This is a genomic window from Nocardia sp. NPDC127606 (assembly GCF_042671725.1).
Classification (GTDB): domain Bacteria; phylum Actinomycetota; class Actinomycetes; order Mycobacteriales; family Mycobacteriaceae; genus Nocardia.
The window spans coordinates 707,726-732,962 of the sequence record NZ_JBHXWQ010000001.1 but is presented as its reverse complement, the minus strand read 5'-3'; the positions used below and the strand labels follow the sequence as shown (position 1 = coordinate 732,962).

Sequence of the window (25,237 nt, the reverse complement as noted above, 5' to 3'; positions counted from 1 at the left end):
GCAACCGCGCGCAGCGAACCATTCCAGGAGGAATCATGCACGCCAACACCCGAACCGGCGCCGTCGCGGTGGGCGTCGCGGTGCTGGCGGCACTGGCCACCGGGTGCACCGAGGTCGAGCGGGTGCTCAACCAGGGCGGTGACACGAGCTGTCGCGACTACGTCAACCAGGACGCGAACACCAAGCGGATCACCATCACCAAGGCGATCAAGCAGCAGACCGGCAACGACAACGAACCGGCGGGCACCGTGGTCGACTCGATGATCGTGCAGGTCGACCTGCTGTGCGCGACCCAGCGCAATGTCGACACCCCGATCAAGAACGCCGACATCGCCGGGATCTTCCTGAACAAGTAGTCACCGACGTCAAGGCGACGTGACAGCCCGGCGACCGGTGACCGGTCGTCCTCGGCACAAACGTTCCCGCGGCGGTGGCACAGCTGATAGACAGTAAGCGCCACACCCGTTCTCGTCGCTGGAACGGTGCGTCACCGACGAGCAGGGAGCGAACGTGGGCGAGAAACTGGGAAGGGCACCAGGCGCCCACAACGACCCGATCGCCGGACCGCACCGGCCCGAACGACTCTCGGACTACCGGGTCGAACTCGAGAAGCAGTGGAACCGCCTCGCCGCACCCTCACGCCCCCTGACCCTGCCCCGTGACACCGGCGCCGTGCGCAACGATGTCGCCAAATCCTGGCAGCGCTCGCTGCACACCGTCGACCCCGCCACCGAAGTCGCTCCCGGATTCAACGACATCAGCGACCGCTGGTCGGAATCCCCGCTGCGCAGACCGGTCACCGAACTCGCCGGTCAGCTGCGCGGAATGGCCGAGGAATCGGGCTATCTCGCAGTCGTCAGTGACGAATCGGGCACCATCCTGTGGACCGCGGGCGATCGCACGCTGCGCCGCCAGGGAGAGGCGGTGAACTTCGCGCCGGGCGGAGTCTGGGACGAAAGCCACATGGGCACCAACGGGTTATCGCTGGCCCTGCACGACGACAGGGCCGTCACCGTGTTCTCCGCCGAGCATCTCGTCGCCGCGCTGCACGGCTGGGTCTGTTACTCCGCACCCATCCACGGCCCGGACGGACGCACGGTGGGTGTGCTCGATCTGTCCTCGACGTGGGAACGCTCGCATCCGATGGTGATGACCTCGGTCCGCGCGCTGGTCACTGCCGTGGAGACGATGCTGCGCGCCGAGGCACCGACCCCCGCACCCGGCGTTCGACTCGAATGTCTCGGCGCCGCACGGCTTTTGCGGGACGGTAGACCGGTGCCGCTGCCGCCACGTCAGCTCGAGATCCTGGCGCTGCTGGCGCTCGAGCCCGACGGCTACACCCCCGAACAGCTGCACGCCGCGGTCTACGGTGAGCGGTCGGTGTCGCTGAACACGCTCAAAGCCGATGTGTCGCACCTGCGCCGCGCCACCCGCGGCGAGATCACCAACCGGCGCTACATGCTCACCGGCGAGGTGTCCTGCGACGCGGTGGACCTGCTGGCCGCCATCGAGGGCGGCGACCTCACCTCGGCGCTGTGGCTGTATCGCGGTCCGCTGCTGCCTGGTTCGGATCTGCCCGGTGTCGAACAGTGGCGCGCCCACCTCGATGTCGGCATCCGCAACGCTGTGCTGGGCAGCGACCGGCCCGAGCACGCGGTCGCGTTCGGACAGCGCTGCCCCGGCGATGTCGCCGTGCACGAGCACGCGCTGCGGCTACTGCCTCGCGACGATGTGCGCCGCGCCGTCGTGACGGCCCGGCTTTTCACCGCGCGCCAGGGCTGACCTGCGCAGACACCGTCACCAACCTCGTACCAACCTTCGCCGACCATAGTGTGGGGCACCACGCAGAGGTCGCGAGGAGCGAGGCGAATGATCTACGGCAAACCCGGATCGGATACCGGCATAGTCAGCTATGCCGCCCGATACGACAACTTCATCGGAGGCGATTGGTCGCCCCCTGTCGAAGGCCGCTATTTCGACAACACCTCACCGGTCGACGGTGAGACCTTCTGCGCGGTGGCCCGTTCCACCGCCGCCGACATCGACATGGCGCTCGAGGCGGCGCACCGCGCCACCGAGCGCTGGGCCGCGACCTCGGTCACCGAGCGGGCCGACATCCTGCTCAAGATCGCCGACCGGATCGAGAACAGTCTCGAACCGCTGGCCGTGGCCGAGACCTGGGACAACGGCAAACCGGTACGCGAAACCCTGGCGGCCGACCTCCCGCTGGCCATCGATCACTTCCGGTACTTCGCGGGTGTGCTTCGCGCCCAAGAGGGATCGCTGTCCCAGATCGACGCCGATACGGTCGCCTATCACTTCCACGAACCGCTCGGCGTGGTCGGGCAGATCATTCCGTGGAACTTCCCGATCCTGATGGCCGCCTGGAAGCTCGCGCCCGCGCTGGCGGCGGGCAACTGCGTGGTCATCAAACCGGCCGAACAGACACCGGCGTCACTGCTGCTCGTCGTCGAACTCATCGCGGATCTGCTGCCCGACGGAGTTCTCAACGTGGTCAACGGTTTCGGTGTCGAGGCGGGAAAACCGCTGGCGCAGAGCCCGCGGGTGGCCAAGATCGCCTTCACCGGCGAGACCACCACCGGGCGGCTGATCATGCAGTACGCCAGCGAGAACATCATTCCGGTCACCCTCGAACTCGGCGGCAAGAGTCCCAACATCTTCCTGCCCGATGTGCTGGCCGCCGACGACGACTACCTCGACAAGGCCGTCGAGGGGTTCGTCATGTTCGCCCTGAACCAGGGTGAGGTGTGCACGTGCCCGTCGCGGGCGCTGATCCATTCGTCGATCTACGACGAGTTCCTCGCCCGCGCCATCGCCCGCACCGAGGCCATCGTGTCCGGTCATCCACTCGATACCGAGACGATGATCGGCGCACAGGCCGGCAACGACCAGTACGAGAAGATTCTGTCCTATTTCGACATCGGCAGAGCCGAAGGCGCTCGCGTGCTCACTGGAGGGGAAGCACGCAAGGTCGACGGTCTACCGGGTGGGTATTTCATCGAACCCACGGTCTTCTCCGGTGACAATACGATGCGGATCTTCCAGGAGGAGATCTTCGGCCCGGTCGTCGCGGTCACCCGCTTCGATACCGTCGACGAAGCGATCCGCATCGCCAACGACACCCTCTACGGTCTCGGTGCGGGCGTGTGGACCCGCGACATGAACACCGCCCACCGACTCGGCCGCGGCATCAAGGCAGGCCGGGTCTGGACCAACTGCTACCACGCCTATCCCGCCCACGCCGCGTTCGGCGGCTACAAGAGGTCGGGGTTCGGCCGGGAGAACCACGCGATGATGCTCGGGCACTACCAGCAGACCAAGAACCTGCTGGTCAGTTATTCGACGACGAAACTCGGGATGTTCTGATGCAGAATCGAATCCACCGTGTGGAGATCACCGAGCGCGCTCAGTCCCTGCTCCGCCGCCTCATCGAGGACAACGGCCCGGTACTGTTCCGCCAGGCGGGCGACGGCTGCGACGACGACGCCGCACCGGTGTGCCTGTCGGCCAAGCAGTTCCCGATCGAGAAGGCCGACATCCTGCTCGGGCGGCTCAGCTGGCACACCGAATTCTGGATCAGCGCGGCACAGTTCGAATGCTGGAAAGATACCCACCTCACCGTCGACGTGACGCGCGGTGAGGCTGCCGAGGATTCGCTCGAGGCAGGCCAGGGCATGCGCTTCGTGTTGCGCGCCAGGCTGCTGACCGAGGCGGAGCACGCGGCGCTGGCGGCCGGGCCGCCACCACGAACGGGCGCCGACCGCACACTGTAGCGACGCCCGCCGAAAACCTGACCTGGCAGCATCTTTCCCGGCGCTGCCAGGTCGCGGCGAGCCCCCGCCGACTGGGCCATCGCGGCTCAGCCGGCGGGGTGAGCTCGCCGTTTTTTCGTATTCACCCCATATAGCAAATGTGTTCCCGCGCAAACCAAATCGCGTCTCGCTCAGCGAGACACACGCGACAACAGTGCAACGATTCCGTTACGTTATGGCGATGTTCTTAGCGAGACTCGGTGTGCGCACCCGGATTCTGGCGATTGCTCTCATCCCGAGTTTGACTCTGGTGGTGGTCGGCGTCGGTACGGCGGGCTACCTGGTCGAGCAGAGCAACAAGGCCAAGTCGTGGGCCTCGCAGCTCCAGGATGCCGCCGTACCGGCCCGTGAGCTGATCGAGGCGGTCCAATCCGAGCGCCACCTCACCCTGGCCCACATCGCGGGCGACGAGACCGCCGCCCTCGGGCTCGCCGCCGCGCGCACGCGCATGGACGGCGCCTTTCGCGGCCTGATCGCCGCCGGTGATAACTTGCGCGCGATCGATGACTCCAACATCGGCAACGACAAGGCCGGCTTCGCCACGCTCGGCACACATCTGGACGGCGTGCGCAAGGGCGCCGATGCCCGGATGCTGCCGATCGCGGATGCCTACCTGTTCTACAACTCGCTGCTCAACGTGATCATCCAGGGCACCAAAGTCGCCGAGCGCGCGGCGCCCGACGCGATCGTGGCGACCGGTGTATCCGAGGGATTGCGCCTGCTCGGTGCCGCCGAGGCGATGTCACGCAGCAACGCGGTCGCCACCGCGATGGTGGCTTCGGACGGCGCCTCGACCATCCCGCTCGACGAGTTCACCAACCAGAGCGGCCTCTACCACGGCGAAATCGCCAACCTGGCCGCCGGACTCGACGAACCCGAACGCAGTGCCGTCGTCGCTTTGACGGCCACCGGGCACTGGCAGCAGCTCAGCGCGATGGAATCCGCTCTCGTGCAGCGTTTCGCGGTGTCGGCGGCCACCCAGCCGAGCACCTCGACCAGCAAGGCCCCCACCCCCGCCGCACTGCCGATGCCGATACCCGAATGGCAGAACGCCGCGGCCGAGGTCAACCGGAGCCTGCTCGACTCCTACACCAGCTACAACGACCATGTGCAAAAGCTTGCCGAGGACTCGTCGCGCAAGGCCGAGACCAACGCCGCGCTGGCGGGCGGCGGCGTGCTCGCGCTCAGTGTGCTCGTCTTCCTCATCGCGGTGGTCCTGGCCAACCGGATCATCCGCCGGCTGCGCCGCCTGCGCACCGCGACACTGCAACTCGCCGACGAGCAACTGCCCGCCACCATGCGCACCCTGCGCGACGGTGGCGAGGTCGACCCGGCCGAGACCGCGCCCACCCTGGACTTCGGGCACGACGAGATCGGTCAGGTCGCCAAAGCCTTCGAACACGCCGCCGCGGCGGCGATCGGTGCCGCGGTCGACGAGGCCCGAACCCGCGAGGGCGTGCGCGCGGTGTTCCTCAACATCGCCCACCGCAGCCAGATCGTGGTGCACCGCCAGCTCGAGATCCTCGACGAAGCCGAACGCCGCCAAGAGGATCCGGCACTGCTCGAGACGCTGTTCCGGCTCGATCACCTGGCCACCCGCGAACGCCGCAACGCCGAGAACCTGATCATCCTCGGCGGCGGCCGCCCGGGACGGCAGTGGCGTCAGCCCGTGCCCGTGATGGACGTGGTGCGCAGCGCCATCGGCGAAACGCTCGACTACGCGCGCGTGCGGGTCACCAAGCTGCCCGAGGTCAGCGTCGTCGGCACCGTCGTGGCCGACCTCGTGCACCTGCTCGCCGAGCTCGTCGACAACGCCACCGCGTTCTCCCCGCCGCAGTCGCGGGTCGAGGCGAGCGGCAATGTCGTCGGCAAGGGCGTGGTCGTCGAGATCACCGATCAGGGCATGGGCATGAGCGCCGACGACCTGGTCCGCTACAACAACATGCTGGCCGATCCGCCGGACTTCGGTGTCGGCACGTTGTCCTCGGACTCGCGCCTCGGCCTGTTCGTGGTCGCCCGACTGGCCCTCGCGCACGGTGTGTCGGTGCGGCTGAGCGAATCCGACTACGGCGGCATCCGCGCCATCGTGCTGATCCCCCAGCAGTTGCTGGCGGGCGAGGCCGATCTCGCGGGCACGCCGCCCACCATGACCGGCCCGCTGCGCCGTGGGCTGCCCGCCCCGCAGGAACCGGGACCGATCGCCGCCCTCGAATCCGCGCCCGCGCCGGTCGCGACCCTGGTCGCCGACCCGCCGACCCCGCGTCCGATGACACCGGTCCCCGAGGCTCCCGCCACGCAGACCCCGCGCTACGACACCGGCACCGACGAACGACCCGCGCTGCCGCGTCGCAGCAGGCAGACCAATCTGGCGCCCGAGCTCGCCGAGCCCGCCGCCGAGGCGCCACGCGCACCCGAACGCCCCCGCTCCGCGGAACAGGCGCGCGACATCATGTCCGCGATCGAGAACGGCACCCGCCAGGGTCGCAAACAACAGACCACATCGAATCAGGACGAACAGGAAGGCTGAGGTGAACTCTTCCCCCGGTGATCTCAACTGGCTACTCGACGATCTCGTCGACCGGCTGGCAGGGGTCCGCTACGCGGTCGTGCTGTCCACCGACGGACTGCTGCTCGGACGCTCCTCGCAGATGAAGCGTGAAGACGCCGAACACTTCGCCGCCATGTCCTCGACCCTCTACGGTCTCGCGCGCAGCGCAGGCAGCCGATTCGACGGCGGCGGCGTGCGCCAAGCGGTGATCGAGCTCGATCGGGCCGTGCTCTTCGTGACCTCGGCCGGTGACAACGCTTGCCTGGCACTGCAAGCCAACGAGTCGGCCAATCTCGGCATGGTCGCCTACGAAATGAATCTCACCGTGCAGCGGGTCGGCAGCTATCTGTCGACGGAGCCGCGGCACGGGCATGCGCAGCTATAGAAAGTTTCGACAATGACTCGACTCGGCGATCCGTGGTTCGACGACGCGGCCGGACCCCTGGTCCGGCCGTACGCGGTGACCCGCGGCCGCACCATGGGCGCGGCGCACGACCTGGACATGCTCACGGTGGTGGTAGCGGTACATCCCGCCCCCACCCTGCGCAAACCAGAACCCGAGTACGCGACGATCGCGCAGATGTGCAAACGTCCGCAGTCGGTGGCCGAGGTCTCGGCCGTGCTGAAACTGCCTCTGGCGGTGACCAAGATCCTCGTCGGTGATCTCATCGCCGAGGGCCACCTCATCTTCCGGGCTCCGGTAGCGGCCGAGGCCGGTACCGGTGACCTCAACATATTGCGAGCGGTTCTGGATGGCATCCGAAAACTTTGACCCGACGTCCGCAGGCGACCAGCACATGGCCGCCTCGGTCAAAATCCTCATCGCCGGCGGCTTCGGCGTCGGCAAGACCACCATGGTCGGCGCGATCAGCGAGATCGCGCCGCTGCGGACCGAAGAGCTGATCACCGAGGTCAGCACCGGCGTCGACGACCTGTCGGGGGTTGAGCAGAAGCACACGACCACTGTCGCGCTGGACTTCGGGCGCATCACCATCGACCGGGATCTGGTGCTGTACCTGTTCGGCACGCCCGGACAGGACCGCTTCTGGTTCCTGTGGGACGAGCTGTGCCGTGGCGCCCTCGGCGCGATCGTACTGGCCGACACCCGGCGGTTGAGCAATTCGTTCGCGGCGGTGGACTTCTTCGAGCGGCGCGGCTTGCCGTTCCTGATCGCGGTGAACTGCTTCGACGGCGCGCCGCGCTACACGGTCGAGGAGGTGCGTGACGCGCTGGACCTGGATCCGAACACGCCGGTGATCCTGTGCGACGCGCGCGATCGACCCTCGGCCAAGGCGGTGCTGACGCACCTGGTCGAGTACCTGATCGATCGCGCCGCACGGACTCCCGTCACCACCTGAGCGGCTAGGCCGAGCCCGGCGCGGGGATTGCCCGCTCCGCGGCTCGGCTGGTCTGCTCCCAGTCCGACCAGGTGGCCATCTTGGCGCGCGCGAGGTCGAAGGCCAAGTCGTACACCATGTTTCCGAGCAGCAGGCGCAGCGGCGGTTCCTCGGCACCGACAAGCGCGAGCAGCGCCTCGGCGGCGAGGGCGGGCTCGCTGTCGACCGATCCCTCGGCCCACTGGGCCTCGAGCTGGGCGCGCAGCGGGGCGTAGGCCTCGATCGGGGTGGTGTTCACCATCGCCGAATACAGGTCGGTCCAGTATCCGCCCGGCTGCAGAATACTCACGCGCACACCGAATTCCGCGGCTTCCATCGCCAGGGCCTCGCTCATGCCCTCGAGCGCGAACTTGCTCGCGGCGTACATTCCCGACAGCGGGAACCCGGCGAGTCCGCCGATGCTCGACACCTGCACGATGTGCCCGCCGCGCTGTGCGCGCAGGTGCCCGAGCACGGCCTGGCTCACCCAGAGCGCGCCGAAGAAGTTCACCTCCATCTGCGCGCGGGCCTCGGCTTCGGTGAACTCCTCGATCATGCCCATCGACAGGGTGCCCGCGTTGTTGACCACGAGGTCGAGGCGACCGAAGTGGGCGACGGCGGCATCCACCGCCGCGTGCACCGCGGCGCGGTCGGTGACATCGAGAGTCAACGGCAGCACCCGGCCCGGATGGGCGGCGGCGAGTTCGTCCAGGGCGGATCCGGTGCGCGCGGCGGCGGCGACCCGGTCCCCCGCCGCCAGCGCCGCTTCGGCGAAGGCACGGCCGAGGCCGCGGCTCGCTCCGGTGATGAACCAGACGCGGGATGCGGTGGTGCCGGCGGTGGTCATGGCATTCCTCCTTGACTAGACAAGACGTTGCGTCTCGTCTGATGATTCGAGGATGCCAGTGCCGCACCACCCTGTCAAGACGCAACGTCTCGTCTCCTCGCTTGCTAGGATGGCGGCATGAGCCAGCAGGTGAACCCCCGGCCGTCGGCCGACGCGACCCGGCGCAACGAAGGATCCCGGCGCGCGATCCTGTCGGCCGCCTTCGAGCTGGCGGGCGAGATCGGCTACGACAAGCTGACCATCGAGGCGATCGCCGCCAGGGCAGGCGTCGGCAAGCAGACGATCTACCGGTGGTGGCCGTCCAAGGGCGCCGTCCTGCTCGACGCCTTCCTGATGCTCAGCGAGACCGGCGACGACGCGACACCGGGCCTGCCCGACACCGGCGACCTGGAAGCCGACCTGAAACTGGTCCTGCGCGCCACCGTCGCCGAACTCGCCGACCCCCGCTTCGACCTGCCCCTGCGCGGCCTGACCAGCGCCATCATGCACGACACCGCCCTGGCCGCCACCTACGTCGAACGCCTACAGGGCCCCGTGGACGACCTGAAACGCCGCAGACTCGCCGCCGCGCGAACCGCGGGCCAGATCGCCCCCGATATCGACCTCGACGTGGCCATCGCGATGATCTGGGGCCCATTGATGGACCGCTGGCTCCTGCGCACCGGCACCCTCACCACCGAATTCGCCGATCGCGTGGTCGAGACCGCGCTGCGCGGACTACGCGGCTGACCCGACCGAAAGCACGTCATACCAACGGTATTCGGCCTGCGAGGTGCCGCCGCCCGCATGACCGACGCATGGTGTGGCGACTTCACCGGCGTAGCGACTCCGGCAGTGGGGAACGGTCGCCCGCGCCGGGGCCGTCCATCAGTTTCAGGTCGCGGCCGTGGACTCGCTCGCCGCAGTGCGAGCAGGTGGGCTCGATGGTGGCGAGGTGGGCGCAGGTGCGGTGCAGGACCTCCACCGGTGGTCCGTTCGGGGCGGCCCATTCGTCGCCCCACTGACGCATCGCGGTGATCACCTGCCACAGGGAGCGACCCTTGGCGGTCAGGCGGTAGTCGTAGCGGACGGGGTTGTCCTGGTAGGGCTCTCTCGTCATGATCTCGTGCTCGACCAGGCCTTCGAGGCGTTGGGTGAGGACGTTGCGGGCGATGCCCAGGCGGTCGCGGAAGTCGTCGAAGCGGGTGACGCCGAAGAGGGCGTCGCGCACGATCAGCAACGTCCACCACTCCCCGACCACTTCCAGGCACTGGGCCAGGGAGCAGTTCATGTCTTCGAAGCTGGTGCGCCGCATGCCCCGAGTCTAGTCGGTTGCATGAAAGAACTCACCCATCTACGGTGAGTTGCATGATGAAACTCACTGGGCGGTTCGGCGCGCGATTCGCCCTCGCCGCCACGGACTCCGGGCGGTGGCAAGCCGTGGTCGACGACTCCTGGCGCGGCTGGACCGGCCCACACGGCGGCACGCTCGCCGGGCTCCTGATCGACGTCGCACAGCGGGCGAGCTCGCGCGAGCACCCCGTGCGCGCCGCCGATGTCCGATTCCTCGGCCGACCGGCGACCGGCGCGTTCACCCTGCACGCCACCGAACACACCGTCGGGCGCAGCACGACGATGCTGGACGTGGTCGCCGAACAGGACGGTGCGCCGGTCGCCGCGGCCACTGTCACCCTGGGCGCACCCGGTGCGACCGCGATCCCCGCCCACAGCGCCCGGCCCGCACCCGTCGTCGCGGCCGCACCGGACTGCGCGCTGTTCCGGCTGCCCCCGGAGATCGTCCCCGTCGGCGCGCATTTCGTCATCCGTCCCGCCGCGGGCCCGTTGCCCCTCAGCGGCGCGGACGAGGCGATGATGTGCGCCTGGATCGCACTCGACCCCGCGCTGCCCCTCGACGCGCCGAGCCTGGCCATCCTCGCCGACGCACTCCCACCGGGACTGTTCCCGCTGCTCACCGCGCCGGTCGCCGTCCCCACCGTCACCCTGTCGCTGCAACTGCACGCCGATCTCACCCACCTCGGCGACACACCGCTGCTGGTCCGCGCCGCGAACGTCAGTTCCGGTGACGGCTGGTCGGTCGACGACACCGATATCTGGGACGGCGACGGCGTGCTGCTCGCCACCGCCCGGCAAACCCGCCGCGTCCTCGGCTGAACGAGAGCTGGAACATGCAATCCACTACCCCGCCCCGGGAAACGAATCCCCGGTTGGTGCTCGCCATCGTCTCCATCGGCGTGCTGTTGTCGAGCCTGGACCTGTTCATCGTCAATGTCGCCATGCCCGCCATGGCAGACGACTTCGGCGCCGGACTGACCGAACTGTCCTGGGTGCTCAACCTCTATGCCATCGTCTTCGCCGCCCTGCTCGTTCCGGCCGGCCGGCTCGGCGACCGCGGCGGCAACCGCGCCACCTTCCTCACCGGCCTGGCGATCTTCGTGATCGGGTCGGCACTGTGCTCGGCGGCCTGGAACGTGGAGTCGCTCATCGCTTTCCGTGTTCTGCAGGCGGTGGGATGCGCACTCCTCACCCCGTCCTCACTCGCACTGGTGCTCGCCGCGACACCGCCGCAGCGGCGCGCGGGTGCGGTGCGGCTGTGGGTCGCGTTCGGTGGTCTCGGCGCCGCGCTGGGCCCGGTGCTCGGCGGCTTGCTGGTCGAAATCGATTGGCGCTGGGTGTTTCTCGTGAACGTGCCGATCGGGTTGGCGGCGTTCGCGATCGGTGTCCGTAAACTGCCGTGCCCGCCCGCCGCGGGCGGCCCGCTGCCCGATCTGCTGGGTGCAGGCGCGCTGATCGGGGCGGTCGGGTCACTGATCCTGGCCGTCGTCCAGGGTCCCGACTGGGGCTGGACCTCCACCGGAGTCCTCGCCGCGTTCGGTATCGCGATCGTGCTCGGGGTCGTCTTCGCCGTGAGCTCGGCTCGTCATCACAGCCCGATCGTCGACCCAGCCCTGCTCCGGGTCCCGAATTTCGTGCTCGCGGGGGCGAATTCGCTCGTGTTCCAGATCGCGTTCGCGGGCATGCTGCTCTCGGTCACGCTCTGGGCCCAGAACGTGTGGGGATGGTCGGCCTTGCAGACCGGACTCGCGATCGCGCCCGGCCCACTGGTGGTGCCGTTCGTCGCCATCGCCGCGGGCAAACTCATCGCCCGAATCGGTGCGGGACCGGTGATCGCGGCAGGCGGACTCGCCTTCGGCGGCGGACTCCTGTGGTGGGCGCGCGCAGCCGAACTGTCACCGGACTATGTGGGTGGTCTGCTCGGCGGCATGCTGCTGACCGGTCTCGGCGTCGGGCTCACCCTGCCGACCGCGTTCGCCGTCGGCGCGGGAACCCTGCCCCCACAGCGTTTCGCGACCGGATCGGGCGTCCTGAGCATGGCCCGCCAACTCGGCCTCGCCCTCGGCGTCGCACTTCTCGTCGCGCTGCTCGGTACGCCCGACACCCCCGCTGCCACGCTCGACGCCTTCCAGCGCGCCTGGTACGTGACCGCCGCGATCGCGGTCCTCGCCGGACTCATCGGCTTCGCCGTGCGGACCCGATCGCAAGCCGGACCACCGATCGAATCGCCCGGCCACACGCCGGAGGCGACCGAAAGATCCGGGGGCGCAGCAGTATCCGCGTGACCCCGAGCGGTCGGCGACGACGATGTCGCCGGCCGCGTCCTCCGGTCCACTCAGCCCCAGGTCGCCTGATCGGGGACCGAGGAATCGAAGATCACGTAGAAGAAGTGACCGGGAGTCAGTTCGTTCATGTCGTGCCAGCGACCCCAGGGGTCTCGCTGGTAGTAGTTCTCCATCCCGGTGCCGTCGTCGTAGCAGACGATGTTCGACGTGCCGAACGGACTCCAGTACACCTGCGTGCCGGAGCGTGGCATCTCGAGCGGGGTGCGGAACAGGTGACCGCACGGCGTGATGACCGGGTCGTAATAGCTGGGCTGGGCGGCCACGGTGGCCTGCCCGGCGATCCCGGCGACCGTCACAGCGGCGGCCGCGAGGCCGAGACGAACGGTGGAACGCATCGAATCTGCTCCTGACCTGAGCGGACATGAAGGCTCTTCGTATCGCGAACGATATTACGCCCGGTCCTCGATCGGCACCGAAATCCGACCACAGACGGATCTGCCGAGCCGGTCGGTCGCGCTACCGTGGCAGGAGCCGGTCGGCGGAGGGTAGGAACAGCTGTGGACAGCACGACAATCGCACGGCAGTGCACACTGTGTGAAGCGCACTGCGGGATTCTGGTCACGGTCGAGGATTCGCGGGTCACCCGTGTCGAAGGCAACCCCGACGACGTGCTGTCGAAGGGCTACATCTGCCCGAAGGCGACAGCCATGGGCGGTCTGCACCACGACCCCGACCGGCTGCGCACACCGATGCGCCGTGTCGGCGACAGCTTCGAACCCGTCGGCTGGGACGTGGCATTGCGCGAGATCGGACAGCGTTTGCGCGCGGTGCGGTCCGCGCACGGTCCCAGCGCGATCGGGATGTACATCGGCAACCCGGCCGCGCACAGCTCCTCGGTGATGTACGGAGCCCTGCTGCGGGCCGTCCTGCTGACCCGCAACTTCTTCTCCGCGTCCTCGATCGATCAGTTCCCACAGGAGTTCGTCGCGTGGCGGATGTTCGGCTCGAACGTTCTCATGCCGATCACCGATATCGACCGCACCGACCGGCTGGTGGTGCTCGGCGCCAATCCGGCGGTGTCCAACGGATCGATCACCACCATGCCCGGCGCCAAATCACGCATCAAGGCGGTCCGCGCCCGGGGCGGCACCGTGGTGGTGATCGACCCGCGCCGCACCGAAACCGCCCGGCTGGCAGACGAACACGTGGCGGTCCGTCCCGGCGGCGACGTGTACCTGCTGCTCGCGATGCTGCATGTGCTGGTCACCGAGCACCTGTGCGACGAACGGGCGGTCCGCGCGCTGTGCACCGGCTGGGACGAGCTCGCCGAACTGGTCGCCGACACCACCGCCGAACGCATGGCGCCACTGGCGGGCGTCGACGCCGACACCATCAGACGGCTGGCCCGTGACCACGCGGCGGCGCCGTCGGCGGTGCTGTACGCGCGAATCGGGGTGTGCCAGCAGGTGACGGGCACGCTCACCCACTGGCTGGTCAACACGATCAACGCGGTCACCGGCAATCTCGATCGCGCGGGCGGTCAGATGTTCGCGACTCCCGTCGTCGACGCCGCCCGCTACGCGAAGTACCTGCCCATGGGACACGGCGCGTGGACCGACCGCTCCGGCGCGCACAAGTCGTTCCGCAGCGAACTGCCTGTCGCGGTCCTCGCCGAGGAGATCCGCGCCGAAGGACCGGGCCAGATCAAAGCGATGATCACCTACGCGGGCAATCCGGTGCTCTCGACCCCCCAGGCCGACAAGCTCGACACGGCGCTGGAATCCCTGGATTTCTACGTGGCCGTCGACATGTACGTCACCGAGACGACGCGGCACGCCGACTTCATCCTGCCGCCGGTCTCGGCGCTGGAACGCGAGGAACTGAGCCTGCTGTTCCCGATCTTCAGCGTTCGCAACAACGCCCGCTACGACGCCAAGGTGTTCGATCCGCCGTCCGATGGTCTGGAGGACTGGCAGATCCTGGCCCGGTTGGTGACCGAGATGGTCCCGCTGCCGGTACGACGGTTCACCGGACGCGCGCTCAACGCCGCGTTCGAACAGTTCAGCCCCTTGCGACTGACAGCGGCCGCCGTCGCGACAGGTCCCTACGGAGTCCTACGTCGTGGACGAAACGGGTTGACGCTGAAAAAGATTCGGGACGCGGCGGGCGGTGTCGACCTCGGCCCGTTGCAGCCACGGCTGCCCGAACTGATCGGCACCAGCGACGGCAAGACACACTTGGCGCCCGCGGATTTCCTGGCGGCGGTGCGCACAGTCCTCGACGACGCGACCGCGGCGGCCGAACCCGGCTACGACCTCCAGCTCATCGGACGACGTCACCTGCGCAGCAACAACTCCTGGCTGCACAACATGCCGTCGCTGGTGAAGGGCCGTGACCGCTGCACCGTGCTCATCCACCCCGACGACGCCGCCGCCCGCGGTCTCGCCGACGGTGATCCGGCGACGATCGAATCCCCCGTCGGTTCGATCGTGGTTCCGGTGGAGATCAGTGCCGACATTCGCGCCGGGGTGGTGGCGATCCCGCACGGATGGGGGCATGGCGAACCCGGGGTCGGCTGGTCCGTCGCGGCGGCGCTGCCGGGCGCCAATGTCAACCTGCTGCACGACCCGGCCCGCACCGACCCGCTCTCCGGCACGTCGGCGGTCAACAGCACCTGGGTGCGGGTGAACCCCGTGGCGGCCGAAACCCCGGACGCCACACCGCGATCCGAGGTCGCCGCCGCGCCGCGGTGAACCCGGCTACGAGGTCGGGTCCACCGCGCCGGGGTCAGCGAAAGCGCAGGTTCGCGGTGGCGAGGCCGAAGATCTTGCGGCCGCCGGACTTGGCGACGATGGCGATCACCGCGCTGCGGGTCTCCGGGTCGAGGGACTTCACACGGCCGGTGTACTCGACCTGGCCGCCCTCCCTGCCGACGATGGTGTAGGTCGACAGCCGGACGCCGTAGCGGGTGACGGCGCCGGGGTCGCCGGACCACGTGGAGAGGAAGCCCGCGCCCAGCCCCATGGTGAGCATGCCGTGGGCGATGATGTCGGGCAGGCCCGCCAGCTCGGCGATCTTCTCGTCCCAGTGGATGGGGTTACCGTCGCCGGAGACACCGGCGTAGTTGACGAGATCACCGCGCGAGACGCGGGCGTCGCGCAGCGGGAGTTCGTCGCCGACGGTGAGCTCGTCGAACGACATCGTGGTGTTGGGAACGCGCGCGGCCCCCTCGACGGACAGCGGAACCTCGCCCTCGGGACGCAGGGTGGTCTCCACCACGGCGCTCTTGTCGGCGCTGTAGATGCTCACGCCGTGGAGCATGATGTTCTCCACCGCGGCGGTGATCGCGGGATCGACCCCGTCGTCCCCGGTGATGCCGACGACCGTGGTGTGCATGATGTGCACGGTCTCGCCGAGCTCGTCGACGAAGGTGTTGGTGACGGTGATCAGGTCCTTGCCCGCGATCGTGCGCACCGAGGTCAGCTCCACGTCGACCACGAGACGGTCACCGGCCACGATCGGCTTGTGCTGTTCGAAGACCTGCTCGGTCTGCACGAACATGTCGTAGCCGACGACCACCGTCTCGAACAACAGTTTGTTCGCCGCCATAGCCGGGATGGAGACGAACGTCAGCGGCGCGACCAGACCCGGGTAGCCGAGCGCGGCGGCGGCCTCGTCCTCCCAGTGGGCGGGGTGGAAGTCCTGGACGGCGCGCGCGTATTCGCGGATCTTCTCGCGACCGACCTCGTAGACGCCCTCGACCCGGTAGTAGTGCCCTACCTTCGACGCGGTGTCAGGGCCATCGACGGGCGGGGCATCGACTACGGAAGTCACTATGAATCACCTTCGTTCGGGGAACGGACACCCGGCAGGCTAGTCGACGCGCAGGCGGACCGGGCATTCCTTGGCACAGTTCACAGATCCGTGCCCTTCCACCGCGGTCAGAAGGAGGGTACGTCGCTGGTGCTGGCGTTGCCACCGATCGACGGCTGCAGCGTGATCTCCCAATCGGAGTCACCGTCGAACGGGTCGTCGAACTTCTGGAATTCGCGCTCGCGGGTGAAGGCGAGCGTCGCCTCGTCCCAATCCTTGCCGGTCTTCAGATAGACGTAGTACGTGCCGTCGATACCGGTGAGGGTGGCGTTGGAATTGCCCTGCACGTAGATGGTGGCCTGTGGCTTCTTGGGATCGCCGTTGGTGACCACGACCGCGAAGTCGTCGCTGTTGCCGTTGACGATGTCGAGCTTGCCCGCACCGACCAGCCCGTCCTGCTGGACCACCGCGCCGTTCTCGCCCCGACGATTCAGCACCGGCGCCGCGGGAGTGGTCGTCGGCACGGTGGTGGTCGCCTTCGACGAGTTGCTCGCCGGTCCGGCGTCGACGGACCGCCCCGACTCGCATCCACCTACCAGAAGAGCCACCGCGATCGCGGACACCGCATACCACTGACGATTCGACATCGTTCCCACCCCATGCTCGTGAACCGGACTCCCCGATCCGGCCTTCCCCGCCAGTATTGCGTGAATTGCCCGATATGTCATCACGACACATCCCCGAAAACCCTTCCCCTCATCATCTGGAATGAGTCATAATCTGGAATGTGTCCACCACATCGGACTTCGAACAGATGCTGCGCGCAGCCTCACTGCGCGTCACCGCGCCACGCCTGGCGGTGCTCACCGCAGTGCACCAGCATCCGCATGCCGACACGGACACCATTCTGAGCCGAGTCAGAGCCACCCTCGGGACCGTCAGCCAGCAGGCCGTTTACGACGTACTGCGGGCACTCACCAGCGCCGGATTGCTCCGGCGGATCCAGCCGATGGGCACCGTCGCACGCTACGAGACGCGCGTCGGTGACAACCATCATCACCTGGTGTGCCGATCCTGTGGGGTGATCGTCGATGTCGAGTGCGCTGTCGGCGACGCGCCCTGTCTGACTCCCCTCGATGACCGCGGTTTCGTCGTCGACGAGGCCGAGGTCATCTACTGGGGCCGGTGCCCCGACTGCACGACATCACCATCACTCTCCTGAAAGGATTCACCGTGCCCGAGGAACACCCACCTATCGCGGAAGCCAACACGGAACCCGGTGACAGTGGTTGCCCCGTCATGCATCGTCCGTTCGCCTCCACCGACGCGCGCGGAGCGAACGCCGAGTGGTGGCCGAACCAGCTCAATCTCACACTGCTGCAGAAGAATCCGCCCTCGGTGAACCCGATGGGCGAAGACTTCGACTACGCGGCCGAATTCGCCACTCTCGACCTGGCCGCGGTGAAGGCCGATATCGAGCAGGTCATGACGACCTCGCAGTCCTGGTGGCCCGCCGACTTCGGCCACTACGGCCCGTTCTTCATCCGGATGGCCTGGCACTCCGCCGGCACCTACCGGGTCGGCGACGGCCGCGGCGGCGCGGGCGCGGGCCTGCAGCGCTTCGCCCCGCTCAACAGCTGGCCCGACAACGCCAGCCTCGACAAGGCGCGCCGGCTGCTGTGGCCGGTGAAGAAGAAGTACGGCCGCAAGCTGTCGTGGGCCGACCTCATCGTCTACACCGGCAATGTCGCGCTCGAGTCGATGGGCTTCGAGACCTTCGGTTTCGGTGGCGGCCGCGTCGACGCGTGGGAGCCCGAGGAGGACGTGTTCTGGGGCCCCGAGCGCACCTGGCTCGGCGACGAACGCTACACCGGTGACCGCAACCTCGAGCGTCCGCTCGCCGCGGTCCAGATGGGCCTGATCTACGTCAATCCCGAAGGCCCCAACGGCAATCCGGATCCCATCGCGGCCGCCGTGGACATCCGCGAGACCTTCGCGCGGATGGCGATGAACGACGAGGAGACCGCCGCGTTGATCGCCGGCGGCCACACCTTCGGCAAGACCCACGGTGCGGGCGACGCCGATCTGGTCGGCGTCGAACCGGAAGCCGCACCGCTGGAACAGCAAGGGCTGGGCTGGAAGAGCAGCTTCGGCAGCGGAGTCGGTGAGGATGCCATCACCAGCGGCCTGGAAGGCATCTGGAACAGCACCCCCATCACCTGGGACAACAACTTCCTCGAAACCCTCTACGGGTACGAATGGGAGCTGACCAAGAGTCCGGCGGGCGCGCATCAGTGGACCCCGAAGGACGGCGCGGGCGCCGACACTGTGCCCGACCCGTTCGTCCCCGGCAAGAAGCGCGCACCGGTCATGCTGACCACCGACCTGTCGCTGCGGCTCGACCCCATCTACGGGCCGATCACCCGCCGCTGGCTGGACAACCCCGCGGAGTTCGCCGACGCGTTCGCCCGCGCCTGGTACAAGCTCACCCACCGCGATATGGGACCGATCGCCCGCTACCTCGGCCCGCTGGTTCCGTCCGAGGAACTGCTGTGGCAGGACCCGGTGCCGGCCCAGAACGGCCCGGTCATCGGCGACTCCGAGATCGCCACGCTCAAGGGCCAGATCCAGGCCTCCGGCCTGTCCATCGCCCAGCTGGTGACGACGGCGTGGGCGGCGGCCTCGTCGTTCCGCGGCAGCGACAAGCGTGGCGGCGCCAACGGCGGCCGGATCCGGCTGCAGCCGCAGGCGGGCTGGGCGGTCAACCAGCCCGACGAGCTCGCCCAGGTGGTGCGCGTCTACGAGGGCATCCAGGACACGTTCAACACCGCCGGCGGTACGCAGGTGTCGTTCGCCGATCTGGTCGTCCTCGGCGGCGCGGTCGGCGTCGAGCAGGCCGCCCAGAGTGCCGGTTTCCCGGTGACGGTGCCGTTCACTCCGGGCCGCACCGACGCCACGCAGGCCCAGACCGACGTCGAGTCGTTCGACGCGCTCGAGACCCCGGCCGACGGGTTCCGCAACTACGTGTCCAAGGACGCGCAGATCCCCGCGGAGTTCCTGCTGATCGACAAGGCGAACCTGCTCACGCTCAGCGCACCGGAGATGACCGTGCTGATCGGTGGTCTGCGTGTACTCGGCGCGAACTACCAGTCCTCGTCGCTGGGCGTGTTCACCGATACCCCGGGTGCGCTGACGAACGATTTCTTCGTCAACCTCCTGGACATGGGTACCGAGTGGGCGCCCTCGGCCGCCGACGAGAACATCTACGAAGGCCGTGACCGCTCCTCCGGTGCGGTCACGTGGACCGGCAGCCGCGTCGACCTGGTGTTCGGCTCCAACTCGCAGCTGCGGGCCGTGGCCGAGGCCTACGCGACCGACGACGCGAAGGAGAAGTTCGTGCACGACTTCGTCGCCGCGTGGACCAAGGTGAGCAACCTGGACCGGTTCGACGTCACAGCCTGATCCGAACAACGAAACACCCTGCGGCTCAGTCTGAGTCGCAGGGTGTTTCGCTGTGGCTAGGACTCGGCGAGGGTGGCCAGCCGGTCCACCGATGCCTGCAGCTTATCGCCGGTGGTGGCCTTGGCCCGCACCTGACGCAGCTCGTCGTGCAGTTCGGTCCAGTCGTAGGTGTGGGTCACCCGGGTGTGGGTGTCGTCGATCGGCTCGAGCTCCCAGCGCCACAGGTGTCCCGGCGGGGTCTTGTCCCGCTCCGACGGGTTCCACGCGATGCGGCGACCCTCCTCGAACTCGACGATGTGGTTGTCGCGGTCGGCGCCGTTGGTCAGCGTCGTGGTGAACACGTCACCGACCGCGCGGACCCGCTGGCCCTCGACGGCCTGCGCGAGGTTGTCGTTGCCGTCCCAGCGCGGCTGCTGCGCGGGATCGGCGATCAGGTCGAAGATCACGGCGGGGGTCGCCGCGATGTCGCGGGAGGCGTGGACGATGCGTGGCACGTCGATGGTTTCGGTCACCGGGCGATAGAACCAGCAGCTCACCCACCCCGGCAACCATTCCGCTCGAGCGCGCGACTAACTCGTTCGATACACCGCGAACACCGGGATCTCCCGATCGGTCTTGTCGCGGTACTCGGCGAAGCCGGGCAGCCGCTCGACCATCCGGTCGTAGAGGGCGGTGCGCTCGGGGTCGGCGACCAGTTCTGCCTTGCCCCGGTAGGTTTCGGTCCCCACCTCCACGGTGAGTTCGGGGTCGGCAAGCAGATTGTGGTACCAGGCCGGGTGTTTGTCGGCGCCGCCGTTGGAGGCGATCAGCACGATCCGGTCGCCGTCGGGCAGGAACACCAGCGGATTGGTGATCGCACGCCCGGACTTCGCGCCGGTGGTGGTGATGATCACCATGGCGTCGTTGCCTTCGAACATGCCACCGACGCGGCCGCCGTTGGCACGGAACTCGGCGATCACCTGGTCGTTGAAAGCGTTCATCATGGTCCTCTCGTCGGGTAGCTCCCCATGCCCCAACGATCCAGGCGCGCCCCGCATTCCGGCGCCGTCCACGGCATGTGCGCCGAAGTAGTGACTTACTCTAACGTTGCGGGGTGCTAGGACATTCTCATGCGACGAGTGGGGCGCTGGCCTGGGCCGGTACGGCCGCCGCGCTACCGCTCACCGTCGCCGCTTTCCCTCTGTTCGACAGCGACACAACGCGATTCGGCATCGCCGAACTCATCATGGGCACGCTGCTCACCGCGGGTGCGGCGCTGCTGCCGGACGCGGATCATCCCAGCGGCACCATCTCCCACGTACTCGGGCCGGTGTCACATCACCTGTGCCGGTTGATCTCCTGGGCATCGGGCGGACATCGTCACGGCACGCACTCGCTGCTGTTCGTCGTCGCCGCGGTCGCGGCCACCTGGGCCGGGGAGCACTACCTCGGCAGGCCGTTCACCCTCGGCCTCGCGTTCTTCCTGCTCGCCCTCGCGGTGCGCTCGCTGCACCTGTGCCCGCCGGGTAAGAGTGTCCGGACCTACGGAACGGTGATCGTGCTGGCGACGGCGGGGACATTCGCGGTCGACCACTGGATCGTCGACCGACCGGCGTGGCTGCCGATCTGCGTGGGCCTGGGATGCCTGGCCCACCTGCTCGGCGACTGCCTCACCGATCGGGGCTGCCGGTTGCTGTGGCCGTTTCCGTTGCGCACCCGGGTGCCGTTGATCGAGCGGACCGGGAATCGGGTCGAGACCTGGGTCATCTCTCCCCTGTTCGTGCTCGGCACGATGGGCGCGCTCTGGTACGCGATCATGCACCGGCCGTGATCGCTGGGACGGCGGGGCTCCCGCCGTCCTGAGCCGGCCGGCGTAGCCGGTCCCTTTCCTTGTCACACTGTGCCCAATACATCTATTAATGCGCATATCGCAGTATCGGTATGTGAATTGTGAGGCGTCCCAACCTGGACGGGGGGGCATCGTCGCAGGTCTCGAAGCCGCCCCAACTCCAGCATCTTTCAGTGCACAGTTGTACTCTCAACTCTGTGACGGAGCAGCTCCCCCAATCCCAGGCCGAAGTACAGGCGCTCACACGGCTCGCCGGTGACGAGTTCGTCGGCGCAGTCGATGGGATCGCGGCCATCCACCGAGCCATTTCCGACCGGGTGTTCGCGGCGATACGGCTGGGTGTCGGCCCCGCGGCGGCGCCGGTGAAGATCGTGCACGACGCCATCACCGATGGCGTGTACGCCGCCGTCAGCGGCACCGGCTTCGTCGTCGGCGAGGTCGCGAGCGCGGTCCAGCTGCCCGGCGTCACCGCCCCCTCGCGCACCGTGTGGGGTGCGGGCATCCTCGCCGCGATCCAGGGGCTGATCGGTGACACGCTCGAGGACGAGACCCCGATCCTCGCCTCCCCCATGACCTTTCGCATCGACGGCGTCCCCGTCCCACCCGAAGAGTTCGCCGCCCACGTCCCGGTGCCGACAACCCGGCTGGTCGTGCTCCTGCACGGACTCGTGGAGACCGAACACTCCTGGCGGCTCGGCAACCGCCCCACCTACGGCGCGCGCCTCGAAGACGATCTCGGCTACACCCCGATCTTCGTCCGCTTCAATACCGGGCTGCACATCTCCGAGAACGCCGCCCAGCTCAGCGCCCTGCTGACCCGCCTGGTCGACAGCTGGCCGATGCCGGTGCACGAGATCTGCCTGATCGGGCACTCGATGGGCGGACTGGTCATGCGCAGCGCCTGCCATCAGGCCGAGGAGTCGGGCCAGGAGTGGGTGCGGTCGGTGCGACAGGTGGTGTGCCTGGGCTCACCACACCTCGGGGCGCCGCTCGAACAGTTCGTGCACTACGCGTCGGCCGCGCTCGATCTGCTGCCCGAGACCCGGCCGCTGAGCACCCTGCTGCGCAGGCGCAGCGCGGGCATCCGCGATCTGCGGCAGGGTTCACTGGTCGACGAGGACTGGCGCGACCTCGACGTGGACACCCTGCGCGCGCGAGCGGTGAGGGAAGTGCCGCTGCTGCGCGGCGTCGATCACTACTTCGTCACCACCACCATCACCCACAGCCCGAAGCATCCGCTCGGCGTGATCATCGGCGACGGCATGGTTCTCACCGGCAGCGGGACGGGGCGCGGGCGGACCCGGCGCCTGGATTTCGACGCGGTCAACAGCCTGCACATCCCCGCGGCAAACCATTTCAGCCTGCTCAATCACGACGCTGTCTACGAAGCGCTGCACGGCTGGTTGACGAGCGCACCCCGCCGCGCCCGTCAGGTGGATACGCTGTGGCCATGACTCTCGACCACGGCGACCCGGGCGACGCACCTGCCATTCCGCTGCCGACCGCTCCCCTGGCCAACGAGGCCCGCCCCTCGCCGGCCGAAGAAGCCAGAACGATCGCGGCGGGCACCAATACCGGCACGCTGGCCAGCCTCACCGCCGACGGCGCGCCGTGGGCGTCGTTCATCACCTACGGATTGCTCGACGGCGCACCGGTACTCAGCGTGTCGCGCCTGGCCGAACACGGCCGCAACCTGGCCGCCGACCCGCGCGCCAGCATCGCGATCGTCACCCCCGACATCCCGGCCGACCCGCTCGCGGGCACCCGGATCACCCTCGCCGGTTTCGTGGAACGCCCGACCGGCGCCGAGGCCGAAGCGGCCCACGCGGCCCATCTGGCGGCGATCCCGGCGGCCAAGTACTACATCGACTACAGCGACTTCACGCTGTGGGTGCTGCGCATCGAGCGGGTGCGCTGGGTCGGCGGATACGGCCGGATGGATTCGGCCTCGGCCGCGGAATACCTTGCCGCACAGCCGGACCCGATCGTCGCGCACGCCGCGCCCGGTGTCGCGCACCTCAACGCCGACCATGCCGAAGCGCTGCTGGCGATGGCCCAGCAGCTCGGCGGCTTTCCCGACGCCATTGCCGCCACCTGCGAGAAGGCCGACCGCTACGGCCTCGACCTGCGGGTGGAATCACCACGCGGCGTGGCGCTCACCCGAGTCGGCTACGCCACACCCCTGTCCGAGATCAGCGAATTGCGCGCGGCGACAGTCGAACTCGCGCGTCGGGCCCGCGCGACCCCCTGATCACGCCTCGTACAGCTCGAGCGGCAGGTCGTCCGGATCGAAGAAGAAGGCCATCTGCTTACCGGTGTGCTCATCGGTGCGCAGTTCCTCGGTCCGGACACCGCGTGCCCGCAGCTCATCGAGAGCAGCGGGCACGCTCGCGACCGCCAGAGCCAGGTGCCGCAACCCCGCCGCTTCCGGCCTGCTCGGACGTGCGGGCGGGTCGGGGAACGAGAACAGTTCGATGCGAACCCCGCCGGACAGCTCCACGTCGAGCTTCCACGAATCGCGATCGGCCCGGTAGTTCTCGTCGAGGACGGTGCCGCCGAGGGTTTCGGTATAGAAACGCTTGGAGCGGGCGTAGTCCGTCGCGATGATCGCGATGTGGTGGATGCCGAGAAATTGCACGTCGCCACGCTAGCGGATTCCGTATCGAACCGGCGCTCGCCGCCGCAGTCCTCGCCGCGCGCGGAACAACCCGGGCTCACGTCGCGGCCTACTGCTCGCGCGCACCCCTGATCCTCCCCCGTCGACTCAGGTCCAGAGCACCGCGACCAGCACGTTCACGATCGCGAGCCCACCGGCGGCGTCGGTCATCCAATCGATCTGCTTACCCCGCTTCGCGTCACCGCGACCCATTTCGGCGAACGCGGCCACCGCGACCGAGACGACCAGCTTCACAGCCAGCTTCGACGTATCCGGATCCTTGTCGAGGGAGTCGATCCCCGAAGCCAGCCCGGCCAGGATCACCCCGGTGATCAGCTGGGCGCGCGCGCCCCACACCATCAGCTCGGACACCGCCGGACGCGATGCGACATACCCGCCGACCACCGCGGCCATGCCGAGCAGGTGGGTGACAACCACCAGGTTGAAAACGAATTCCATGGGTGCGAAGCGTAGTTCACACGAAAACGGCCGGTGCCCGAAGGCACCGGCCGGTTCAGACGAACTTTTCCGTGGGGAGGCTCAGCCCAGCTGCTCGTCCAGCAGATGCGAGTCCTTGCGGATACCGAAGGCGGTGATGACTTCCATGACACCGATGACGATCAGGAAGATGCCGACGACCCAGACCAGCGTGGTGAGGGAGCTGATCGGCCACACGATCAGGACGACACCGGCCAGCGCGCTGATGATGCCGTAGAAGATCTGCCAGCCCCGGCCGGGCACGCCCGACTCCGAGATGGCGGCGAACAGGACGGCGACGCCACGGAACAGCCAGCTGATGCCGATGAACAAGCCGAGCAACACAATCGAGGTGAGGTCGTCGCGGAAGCAGAACACACCGATGATCAGCGACAGCACACCACTGATGAACGACAGCACCCGAAAGCTGGTGCTCGGCAGGTGGGTGAAGGCGGCGATCAGCTGGAAGATGCCGCTGACAACCATGTAGATACCGAACAGAATGCCCGCCACGAGCAGCGACGGACCGGGCCACACGAGCACGATGATGCCGAGGACCACCGCGAGGAGGCCGGTGACCAGAACTGTTTGCCAGGTTTTCTTGGCAAGAGCCGTGAACGGGCTCCCAATCACGGTATTTGTCGTCATGACGAGATGTTATGCCCGCGTGGTCTGGTTTTCCGGAAATTAGCTGGAGCTGTGATCGTGTCGCGATCGGGCGCGACGCTGTGAGCGGGCGCGCACGCGAGCCGTCACATCGTTGCCCTCGCGAAAGTTTGG

27 protein-coding genes are annotated in these 25,237 nt (G+C 68.1%); 17 read left to right on the top strand and 10 right to left on the bottom strand.

All coding sequences use genetic code 11. The features are described 5' to 3' along the window. Positions 1–35: 35 nt before the first annotated feature. From ACFVJ5_RS03405 to ACFVJ5_RS03370, 8 genes are all read left to right on the top strand, one after another. Positions 36–356, top strand: coding sequence for a hypothetical protein (locus tag ACFVJ5_RS03405; protein WP_378987829.1), 321 nt, complete (start codon positions 36–38; stop codon positions 354–356). A 154-nt stretch (positions 357–510) separates the two neighbouring features. After that, positions 511–1,782 carry a transcriptional regulator gene (locus ACFVJ5_RS03400; RefSeq protein ID WP_379218287.1) on the top strand — a complete coding sequence of 424 codons (1,272 nt, stop codon included), beginning with the start codon at positions 511–513 and terminating at the stop codon, positions 1,780–1,782. Positions 1,783–1,869: 87 nt separating this feature from the next. Then, positions 1,870–3,387: an aldehyde dehydrogenase family protein gene (locus ACFVJ5_RS03395; RefSeq protein WP_379218286.1), complete on the top strand. Its 1,518-nt coding sequence runs from the start codon at positions 1,870–1,872 to the stop codon at positions 3,385–3,387. Continuing rightward, the gene (locus ACFVJ5_RS03390; RefSeq protein WP_379218285.1) at positions 3,387–3,794 is read left to right on the top strand and encodes a DUF779 domain-containing protein; all 408 of its coding nucleotides are present in this window, start codon (positions 3,387–3,389) and stop codon (positions 3,792–3,794) included. Before ACFVJ5_RS03395 ends, ACFVJ5_RS03390 begins: the two co-directional genes overlap by 1 nt. A gap of 220 nt (positions 3,795–4,014) precedes the next feature. Next, the gene (locus tag ACFVJ5_RS03385) at positions 4,015–6,360 is read left to right on the top strand and encodes a nitrate- and nitrite sensing domain-containing protein (protein WP_379218284.1); all 2,346 of its coding nucleotides are present in this window, start codon (positions 4,015–4,017) and stop codon (positions 6,358–6,360) included. A 1-nt stretch (position 6,361) separates the two neighbouring features. After that, the gene (locus ACFVJ5_RS03380) at positions 6,362–6,766 is read left to right on the top strand and encodes a roadblock/LC7 domain-containing protein (RefSeq protein WP_067453425.1); all 405 of its coding nucleotides are present in this window, start codon (positions 6,362–6,364) and stop codon (positions 6,764–6,766) included. Positions 6,767–6,778: 12 nt separating this feature from the next. Continuing rightward, positions 6,779–7,153, top strand: a complete 375-nt coding sequence (locus ACFVJ5_RS03375; RefSeq protein ID WP_379218283.1) for a DUF742 domain-containing protein — start codon at positions 6,779–6,781, stop codon at positions 7,151–7,153. Next, the gene (locus ACFVJ5_RS03370) at positions 7,134–7,739 is read left to right on the top strand and encodes an ATP/GTP-binding protein (protein ID WP_328663378.1); all 606 of its coding nucleotides are present in this window, start codon (positions 7,134–7,136) and stop codon (positions 7,737–7,739) included. The genes ACFVJ5_RS03375 and ACFVJ5_RS03370 overlap by 20 nt, the downstream gene beginning before the upstream one ends. A gap of 4 nt (positions 7,740–7,743) precedes the next feature. Here ACFVJ5_RS03370 and ACFVJ5_RS03365 read toward each other — a convergent pair whose 3' ends face one another. Further along, positions 7,744–8,604, bottom strand: a complete 861-nt coding sequence (locus ACFVJ5_RS03365) for an SDR family NAD(P)-dependent oxidoreductase (RefSeq protein WP_379218282.1) — start codon at positions 8,602–8,604, stop codon at positions 7,744–7,746. Positions 8,605–8,721: 117 nt separating this feature from the next. Here ACFVJ5_RS03365 and ACFVJ5_RS03360 point away from each other — a divergent pair, with 117 nt between their 5' ends. After that, positions 8,722–9,333 carry a TetR/AcrR family transcriptional regulator gene (locus ACFVJ5_RS03360; RefSeq protein WP_379218281.1) on the top strand — a complete coding sequence of 204 codons (612 nt, stop codon included), beginning with the start codon at positions 8,722–8,724 and terminating at the stop codon, positions 9,331–9,333. 82 nt (positions 9,334–9,415) lie between these two features. On the opposite strand, the gene ACFVJ5_RS03355 is transcribed toward ACFVJ5_RS03360, so the two are convergent. Continuing rightward, positions 9,416–9,898 carry a winged helix-turn-helix transcriptional regulator gene (locus ACFVJ5_RS03355; protein ID WP_379218280.1) on the bottom strand — a complete coding sequence of 161 codons (483 nt, stop codon included), beginning with the start codon at positions 9,896–9,898 and terminating at the stop codon, positions 9,416–9,418. A 53-nt stretch (positions 9,899–9,951) separates the two neighbouring features. On the opposite strand from ACFVJ5_RS03355, the gene ACFVJ5_RS03350 reads away from it, so the two are divergent. After that, a complete protein-coding gene (locus ACFVJ5_RS03350) occupies positions 9,952–10,755 on the top strand; it encodes a thioesterase family protein (RefSeq protein WP_379218279.1) in 804 nt (267 codons plus the stop codon). Between the two features lie 14 nt (positions 10,756–10,769). After that, positions 10,770–12,221, top strand: coding sequence for an MFS transporter (locus ACFVJ5_RS03345; protein ID WP_379218278.1), 1,452 nt, complete (start codon positions 10,770–10,772; stop codon positions 12,219–12,221). Between the two features lie 50 nt (positions 12,222–12,271). Here the strand turns inward: ACFVJ5_RS03345 and ACFVJ5_RS03340 are convergent, their stop codons facing one another. Next, positions 12,272–12,616 carry a hypothetical protein gene (locus ACFVJ5_RS03340; protein WP_379218277.1) on the bottom strand — a complete coding sequence of 115 codons (345 nt, stop codon included), beginning with the start codon at positions 12,614–12,616 and terminating at the stop codon, positions 12,272–12,274. A gap of 162 nt (positions 12,617–12,778) precedes the next feature. Here ACFVJ5_RS03340 and ACFVJ5_RS03335 point away from each other — a divergent pair, with 162 nt between their 5' ends. Further along, a complete protein-coding gene (locus tag ACFVJ5_RS03335) occupies positions 12,779–14,974 on the top strand; it encodes a molybdopterin oxidoreductase family protein (RefSeq protein ID WP_379218276.1) in 2,196 nt (731 codons plus the stop codon). A gap of 34 nt (positions 14,975–15,008) precedes the next feature. Here ACFVJ5_RS03335 and ACFVJ5_RS03330 read toward each other — a convergent pair whose 3' ends face one another. Both ACFVJ5_RS03330 and ACFVJ5_RS03325 read right to left on the bottom strand, forming a co-directional pair. After that, a complete protein-coding gene (locus tag ACFVJ5_RS03330; protein WP_379218275.1) occupies positions 15,009–16,055 on the bottom strand; it encodes a fused (3R)-hydroxyacyl-ACP dehydratase subunits HadA/HadB in 1,047 nt (348 codons plus the stop codon). A gap of 107 nt (positions 16,056–16,162) precedes the next feature. After that, positions 16,163–16,681: a hypothetical protein gene (locus ACFVJ5_RS03325; protein ID WP_379218274.1), complete on the bottom strand. Its 519-nt coding sequence runs from the start codon at positions 16,679–16,681 to the stop codon at positions 16,163–16,165. Between the two features lie 140 nt (positions 16,682–16,821). Between ACFVJ5_RS03325 and ACFVJ5_RS03320 the strand changes: the two genes are divergently transcribed. Both ACFVJ5_RS03320 and katG read left to right on the top strand, forming a co-directional pair. After that, complete coding sequence (locus ACFVJ5_RS03320; protein ID WP_379218273.1) at positions 16,822–17,256, top strand: Fur family transcriptional regulator; 435 nt, start codon at positions 16,822–16,824, stop codon at positions 17,254–17,256. 11 nt (positions 17,257–17,267) lie between these two features. Further along, complete coding sequence (gene katG, locus ACFVJ5_RS03315) at positions 17,268–19,496, top strand: catalase/peroxidase HPI (RefSeq protein WP_379218272.1); 2,229 nt, start codon at positions 17,268–17,270, stop codon at positions 19,494–19,496. 56 nt (positions 19,497–19,552) lie between these two features. Here katG and ACFVJ5_RS03310 read toward each other — a convergent pair whose 3' ends face one another. Both ACFVJ5_RS03310 and ACFVJ5_RS03305 read right to left on the bottom strand, forming a co-directional pair. Next, positions 19,553–20,008, bottom strand: a complete 456-nt coding sequence (locus ACFVJ5_RS03310; protein WP_379218271.1) for an SRPBCC family protein — start codon at positions 20,006–20,008, stop codon at positions 19,553–19,555. Between the two features lie 57 nt (positions 20,009–20,065). Beyond that, positions 20,066–20,479, bottom strand: a complete 414-nt coding sequence (locus tag ACFVJ5_RS03305; protein ID WP_379218270.1) for a nitroreductase family deazaflavin-dependent oxidoreductase — start codon at positions 20,477–20,479, stop codon at positions 20,066–20,068. 110 nt (positions 20,480–20,589) lie between these two features. On the opposite strand from ACFVJ5_RS03305, the gene ACFVJ5_RS03300 reads away from it, so the two are divergent. The 3 genes from ACFVJ5_RS03300 (at position 20,590) to ACFVJ5_RS03290 (ending at position 23,575) form a co-directional block, all read left to right on the top strand. Then, a complete protein-coding gene (locus ACFVJ5_RS03300; protein WP_379218269.1) occupies positions 20,590–21,306 on the top strand; it encodes a metal-dependent hydrolase in 717 nt (238 codons plus the stop codon). Positions 21,307–21,521: 215 nt separating this feature from the next. Next, positions 21,522–22,778 (top strand): lipase family alpha/beta hydrolase, encoded by a 1,257-nt coding sequence (locus ACFVJ5_RS03295; protein ID WP_379218268.1) that lies wholly within the window; start codon positions 21,522–21,524, stop codon positions 22,776–22,778. Beyond that, entirely contained in the window at positions 22,775–23,575 is an 801-nt protein-coding gene (locus tag ACFVJ5_RS03290) for a HugZ family protein (protein WP_379218267.1), read from the top strand. Before ACFVJ5_RS03295 ends, ACFVJ5_RS03290 begins: the two co-directional genes overlap by 4 nt. Here the strand turns inward: ACFVJ5_RS03290 and ACFVJ5_RS03285 are convergent, their stop codons facing one another. The 3 genes from ACFVJ5_RS03285 to ACFVJ5_RS03275 all read right to left on the bottom strand — a co-directional run bounded on the left by ACFVJ5_RS03285 (position 23,576) and on the right by ACFVJ5_RS03275 (position 25,105). After that, positions 23,576–23,962, bottom strand: coding sequence for a VOC family protein (locus tag ACFVJ5_RS03285; RefSeq protein ID WP_379218266.1), 387 nt, complete (start codon positions 23,960–23,962; stop codon positions 23,576–23,578). Between the two features lie 126 nt (positions 23,963–24,088). After that, entirely contained in the window at positions 24,089–24,439 is a 351-nt protein-coding gene (locus ACFVJ5_RS03280) for a hypothetical protein (RefSeq protein ID WP_379218265.1), read from the bottom strand. Between the two features lie 81 nt (positions 24,440–24,520). After that, positions 24,521–25,105, bottom strand: coding sequence for an HdeD family acid-resistance protein (locus tag ACFVJ5_RS03275; RefSeq protein ID WP_379218264.1), 585 nt, complete (start codon positions 25,103–25,105; stop codon positions 24,521–24,523). Positions 25,106–25,237 lie beyond the last annotated feature (132 nt).

Coding starts and splice junctions, on each gene's coding strand:
- ACFVJ5_RS03305 (WP_379218270.1), bottom strand. CDS start 20,479: ATGATGAACGCTTTCAACGACCAGGTGATCGCCGAGTTCCGTGCCAAC.
- ACFVJ5_RS03375 (WP_379218283.1), top strand. CDS start 6,779: ATGACTCGACTCGGCGATCCGTGGTTCGACGACGCGGCCGGACCCCTG.
- ACFVJ5_RS03280 (WP_379218265.1), bottom strand. CDS start 24,439: ATGGAATTCGTTTTCAACCTGGTGGTTGTCACCCACCTGCTCGGCATG.
- ACFVJ5_RS03290 (WP_379218267.1), top strand. CDS start 22,775: ATGACTCTCGACCACGGCGACCCGGGCGACGCACCTGCCATTCCGCTG.
- ACFVJ5_RS03370 (WP_328663378.1), top strand. CDS start 7,134: ATGGCATCCGAAAACTTTGACCCGACGTCCGCAGGCGACCAGCACATG.
- ACFVJ5_RS03385 (WP_379218284.1), top strand. CDS start 4,015: ATGTTCTTAGCGAGACTCGGTGTGCGCACCCGGATTCTGGCGATTGCT.
- ACFVJ5_RS03325 (WP_379218274.1), bottom strand. CDS start 16,681: ATGTCGAATCGTCAGTGGTATGCGGTGTCCGCGATCGCGGTGGCTCTT.
- ACFVJ5_RS03345 (WP_379218278.1), top strand. CDS start 10,770: ATGCAATCCACTACCCCGCCCCGGGAAACGAATCCCCGGTTGGTGCTC.
- ACFVJ5_RS03405 (WP_378987829.1), top strand. CDS start 36: ATGCACGCCAACACCCGAACCGGCGCCGTCGCGGTGGGCGTCGCGGTG.
- ACFVJ5_RS03365 (WP_379218282.1), bottom strand. CDS start 8,604: ATGACCACCGCCGGCACCACCGCATCCCGCGTCTGGTTCATCACCGGA.
- ACFVJ5_RS03360 (WP_379218281.1), top strand. CDS start 8,722: ATGAGCCAGCAGGTGAACCCCCGGCCGTCGGCCGACGCGACCCGGCGC.
- ACFVJ5_RS03355 (WP_379218280.1), bottom strand. CDS start 9,898: ATGCGGCGCACCAGCTTCGAAGACATGAACTGCTCCCTGGCCCAGTGC.
- ACFVJ5_RS03350 (WP_379218279.1), top strand. CDS start 9,952: ATGATGAAACTCACTGGGCGGTTCGGCGCGCGATTCGCCCTCGCCGCC.
- ACFVJ5_RS03395 (WP_379218286.1), top strand. CDS start 1,870: ATGATCTACGGCAAACCCGGATCGGATACCGGCATAGTCAGCTATGCC.
- ACFVJ5_RS03390 (WP_379218285.1), top strand. CDS start 3,387: ATGCAGAATCGAATCCACCGTGTGGAGATCACCGAGCGCGCTCAGTCC.
- ACFVJ5_RS03340 (WP_379218277.1), bottom strand. CDS start 12,616: ATGCGTTCCACCGTTCGTCTCGGCCTCGCGGCCGCCGCTGTGACGGTC.
- ACFVJ5_RS03275 (WP_379218264.1), bottom strand. CDS start 25,105: ATGACGACAAATACCGTGATTGGGAGCCCGTTCACGGCTCTTGCCAAG.